The 5052-nt window shown below is 61.5% G+C and carries 5 protein-coding genes; all 5 read right to left on the bottom strand.

The genetic code is table 11. The features are described 5' to 3' along the window. Window positions 1-182: 182 nt before the first annotated feature. Window positions 183-728 (bottom strand): C40 family peptidase, encoded by a 546-nt coding sequence (locus tag B3397_RS13480; protein WP_296250856.1) that lies wholly within the window; start codon window positions 726-728, stop codon window positions 183-185. A 108-nt stretch (window positions 729-836) separates the two neighbouring features. Beyond that, window positions 837-1469, bottom strand: a complete 633-nt coding sequence (locus tag B3397_RS13475) for a C40 family peptidase (RefSeq protein WP_296250855.1) — start codon at window positions 1467-1469, stop codon at window positions 837-839. A gap of 366 nt (window positions 1470-1835) precedes the next feature. Further along, the gene (hda, locus tag B3397_RS13470; RefSeq protein WP_296250853.1) at window positions 1836-2540 is read right to left on the bottom strand and encodes a DnaA regulatory inactivator Hda; all 705 of its coding nucleotides are present in this window, start codon (window positions 2538-2540) and stop codon (window positions 1836-1838) included. Between the two features lie 173 nt (window positions 2541-2713). Further along, the gene (locus B3397_RS13465; protein ID WP_296250850.1) at window positions 2714-3787 is read right to left on the bottom strand and encodes an AI-2E family transporter; all 1074 of its coding nucleotides are present in this window, start codon (window positions 3785-3787) and stop codon (window positions 2714-2716) included. Window positions 3788-3902: 115 nt separating this feature from the next. Next, a complete protein-coding gene (locus B3397_RS13460) occupies window positions 3903-4949 on the bottom strand; it encodes a DUF2066 domain-containing protein (RefSeq protein WP_296250848.1) in 1047 nt (348 codons plus the stop codon). Between the last annotated feature and the right edge of the window lie 103 nt (window positions 4950-5052).

Below are 5052 nucleotides of genomic sequence, written 5' to 3'. Positions count from 1 at the left end.
CCAGCCGAAATTGCCCTGGCAGTGATGGCAGATGTGCTGCGCGCCGCCAACGGAGTGGACCGGCGAACCCTTTAAGATCAGCGATGCATCAGCCACGACAATCCGCTTCTAGCCCCCTCTCCCCCAGGGAGAGGGCTGGGGTGAGGGGACCATTCACCGCTAATCCCAAAGCCCACCGCCGCTCACGGATTCCTGGCCAGTTGCCCCGGCTGCAATACCCGCTTCGCGTTCAGATACGCCTTCTGCCAATACGGTTTGTTCAGATAATCCAGTTTCACCGTTCCGCCCGTGGCGGGCGCGTGTACGAAGCGGCCCTCGCCGACATAGATGCCGGCATGACTCACTTGCGACCCTCCGCTGGTGGCGAAGAACACCAGGTCACCGGACTGCAGGTGCGTCTGGTCGACATCCGGTGAGCGCATCACGATCATCTCCCTCGTCGAGCGCGGAAGGGCAATACCAGCGGCGTCACGGTAGACGAAGCTGATCAGCCCGCTGCAATCGAAACCCGAGTCTGGCGTATTGCCGCCCCAGCGGTAGGGTGTACCCACCAGCCCAAGCGCCCGGAACAGCACATCGTCGGCAGCACCGACCATATCGTTGTTGGGGTTCATGACCACGGGATTGATGACCTTGGGCGTCATTACCTTGACCGGTGGCGCGCTGGCGCAGCCACCCAGAACGGCGGCGATGACCATTGTAGCGATGAGGCGTGCCTGGGTAGACATAAACCGAACCATCCTGATCCAACTGCCGTAATAGACTAGATTCATTACCCGAAAACACAAACGGCGCTGAGACTCTAGCCTCACCGCCGTTGTTCACACCCGTACTGACTACTTGCTCGACACCATGGTCGTTGGCGCCATGGCCAATGCCCGTTTGGCTTCGATAAACGTCTTGCTCCAGTAGCTGTCGCCGAGACTGTCGACGCGCACACCGCCGCTGCGACGGCTGCTGGAGTGGATGAACTGGTCGTCACCCAGGTAGATCCCAGCGTGGCTCACCCGGCCGCGGCCGTTGGTGCTGAAAAACAGCAGGTCGCCTGGCTTGAGCTTGTTGCGCGCGACCAGCGGGGCTTTCACGTTGATCATTTCGCGGGTGGAACGCGGCAAGGTCATGCCGGCTTCCTCGCGGAACAGATACCCGATGAAACCGCTGCAATCGAAACCGGATGTCTGCGTGGTCCCGCCAAAGCGGTAGCGAGTGCCGATCAGCGACTTGCCACGCTCCAGAATGCTGTCCGCCAACAGTGGCAAGGCGTAGGCCTTGTTGCTGTCAAACTCGGCCAGCTCATCTTCGGTGGCGATTTCTTCTTCGAAAACCAGCGAAGCCTTCGAAGGCGACTGATTCTGTTGAACCGTGATCGGGTTCAATACCTGCTGTTGCGATACCGGCGACTGAGCCGCGCAACCGACCAGCAGGGTCAAGAGTGCGATGGGCACGAGGGGTGCTAAGCGATTGAGCATGGGCACGACCGTGGCGAGTCAGAATTAAAGTGAGTGGGACTATACCTGTATTGCCATCATTTGCAAATTCAATCGAACGAAATGTGACTTGTGAGATTTATCGGAACATCTAACGCCCCATTTTGCGGCCAGGCATCCCCTGCGGTGCGCGATTTTGAAGCCATGGGACTGATATTCATGACAAATCCACTGACCGGTCAGGGCCGGTTATCGAGAGGTGGATATATGCAAAACGGGCAGTCATGGCTGTGGTTAGAACCGCATCGAAGCCCTGGCCGGAGTGCTCATAGAGTGTCTGAATCGCGGGATTGGCGGCCGAACTGGTCGCGGCTCAAGGCCGGAATGCGCAGACGGTCGTGGGCGGATCTACCAGCCCAGGGTTTCCTTGAGAAACGGAATGGTGAGCTTGCGCTGTGCTTGCAGCGAAGCCTGATCGAGGCGTTCGAGCAGCTCGAATAACGCGCTCATGCTGCGGGTGCCACGGGTGAGAATGAAATGGCCGACTTCATCGGTCAGGTGCAGGCCACGGCGCGAGGCTCGCAGTTGCAATGCCCGCAGCTTGTCTTCATCGGAGAGGGGGCGCATCTGGAAGATCAGCGCCAGGGTCAGCCGCGACTTCAGGTCCGCCAGTTTTACCGGCAGCTCTCGCGGCGAATGGGAAGCCGCGATCAGCAATCGCCGGCCACTGTCGCGCAGGCGGTTGAACAGGTGGAACAGCGCTTCTTCCCACTCGGGCTTGCCGGCCACCACTTGCAGGTCGTCCAGGCACACCAGTTCATATTGGGCCAGGTCGTCGAGAATACCGACGCCCCGATCCAGCAGTTCGGCCAGCGGCAAGTAGACCGCTGGCTCGCCCAACTGCTCGAAACGCAGGCACGCCGCATGCAACAAATGAGTGCGCCCTACCCCTTGCTTACCCCACAGGTAGATAAGGCTTTCGGTCCAGCCAGCGTCGGCTTCGCACAGGCGCTCGACGTAGCCGAGTGCCGCGGCATTGGCGCCTGGATAGTAGTTGATGAAGGTGGCGTCATCCCGCAGACGCACACCAAGGGGCAACTGGATCGGTTTCATGCTGGCTGAACAACCCAGGGTGCGGGCTGCAACGGGCCTCTGTGTGAAGTGGGCAAAGTTTATACCTGCCAAGGCGCCCGCACAATGCAAAGGACTCCAAGGAAAATCAAAGGTTTAGCTCGGCCAATATGGGCCCAGTTAAACCTTTGGCACCGCAGCGGCAACGTTGCGCCTTAAAGATCAGGGTCTTCGCTGCCGCCATAGATAGCCGATTCCTTGTACACATCATGCATATGACGCACCAGCACCATGATCACCGCGGCCACGGGCAACGCCAACAGTACACCGGTAAAGCCGAACAGCTCTCCCCCAGCCAGGATGGCAAAGATCACCGCAACCGGATGCAGGCCGATGCGATCGCCCACCAACAGCGGCGTCAACACCATGCCTTCAAGCGCCTGGCCGACCATGAACACTGCGACGATGGCAATCATGTGAAACGGGTCCAGGCCGAACTGGAACAGCCCGGCGACAATGGCCGAACCTATGCCGATGACGAAGCCCATGTACGGCACTATCGCTGCCAGCCCCGCCACGACGCCGATCAACAGGCCCAGTTGCAGGCCCACCAGCATCAATCCGGCGGCGTAGATCACACCCAGCGCGAGCATGACCAGCAGCTGTCCACGCACGAACGCGCCCAGCACCTCATGGCATTCGCTGGCAAGCTTGACGATCTGACCTTCGCGCTGGCGCGGCAGCAGGCTGCGGATCTTGGCCATCATCACGTCCCAATCGCGCAGCAGGTAGAACGCGACTACCGGGATCAGCACGAAGTTGGCGGTCCAGGCCATCAAGGCCAGGCCGGAGGCCGTGGCCTGGGACAGGATGACTCCGACGATATCGGTGGTCTGCCCCATGTGGTCGCTGATGGCGGCCTTGATCTTGTCGAACTTCCAGAAGCCGTCGGCCAGCCCCAGGCGGGTCTGCACCCATGGCAGGGCGGTGTGCTGGAGCCAGTCGAGCATCTGCGGTGCCATCTGGTACAGGCTGACCAACTGCTTGGCGAGCATTGGGATCAGCACCAGCAACGCCAAAGCCAGCACCAGAGCGAACAGGGCAAACACCACCACCACGCCCCAGGTGCGGGACAATTTCCACTTTTCCAGGCGATCGACCAGCGGGTCAGCCAGGTACGCCAGCAGAATCCCGACCAGAAACGGCGAGAGGATCGGGTGCAACACATAGATGAAGGCGCAGAACAACAACACTGCCCCCAACCAAAACCAACGCCGCATATCGGTCATCAAAAGCCCAGCTCCAGCTGTATATATAGAAGGGAACAGAAAACCCGCCTTGAGGCAGCGGGTTGGATTGCATCATGGCAACGTTGGCGCACCTACCGGGGCACCGACGCACGTGTTACCAGCTGAAACTCAGGCCTGGCGCAGGCTCCACGGCAGGTGCCGGTGTACCTGGAGGCGCCTGGGGGTCGACCGCGACGGGTGCGGGAGGCTGGGGCGGGACTTCCTGCAGCTTGGCCAGGCTCAGCTGTGCGCGCAGTTGATCCGCGCTGCCGGTGACACGGTAGAGCACCTTGTCGCCGTCCACGGTCTTGACCCGACCACCGTAGGGCTCGAGCAATCGGCCCATCTGCGCATAGCGTTCCAGATTCATGCCACCGACCAGCAGGGTAAGGTCGCCGCCGACGCCGGGCTTGGCAGCAAATCGCGTCGCCAGGCGCTGGCTGACCGACAGCAACACGGCATCGGCCAACGCTGCCTGATCGGCACCCTCGGCCTTGCCCTGTTCACGCTTGTCACCCTGCCACAGACGCCAGGTGGCAGACCATTGCCCGCCTTCTTCCTTGGCGTGCACGGCCAGCAGCGCGTCGGCGCCGTAACGTTCGGATGCCGAGCGCAGCGCCGCCGGGCTGGCGTTGTCGATATTCTGCGCGGTGCCGACGCCCTGCTCGCCGAGGTCCGCGAGGGGCAAACGCAGTGGTAACCCGCGATGCTGTGCGGCGCGGCGCAGGGGCTCGGCGGCTGCCTGACCATCGCCCACCAGGCTGCTGCCCTCGACGCTGTCACTCAACCACCAACCGAGAATCGACGGCCGATTGCTGCCCCACGTGGCCAGCCCGGCCCCACGCAGGGCCTTGTCGGTGCTGGCGACGTCGAAATCGACTTGCAGCGACTCGGGTGGCCCGGCGTCGTAGCCATACTGACTGATGATCTGCTGAGGATCCTGGCGAACGGCCGCCAGGCCTGGGCTGGCAAATGCCTTGGGATCGCCGGTCAGGCGCAACACCAGCGTCTCGAGGGCGCGCTGGGTGGCCTGGGTGCGCTCATCCGGGGTTTGACTGCTGACCGGCTCGCGCACCTGATAGAGGTTATTGACGGTTTCGGCATGCAATTGCACGCTCGACAGGGTGACGAAGCTGGCTAGCAGATAGTTACGCAGACGCATGGATAAGTCCCGACGGTGAAAGCGGAGTGAGGCTGTGACCGTTGAATCGGCAAAAAGCTCAGTGGTGAATGTAGCATGGCGTGGGGGTATGGCGGGTTCGGCG

Source organism: Pseudomonas sp. UBA4194, assembly GCF_002379585.1.
Lineage (GTDB): Bacteria > Pseudomonadota > Gammaproteobacteria > Pseudomonadales > Pseudomonadaceae > Aquipseudomonas.
The sequence above is the reverse complement of the archived record's forward strand: the minus strand, read 5'-3'. Positions and strand labels throughout refer to the sequence as shown.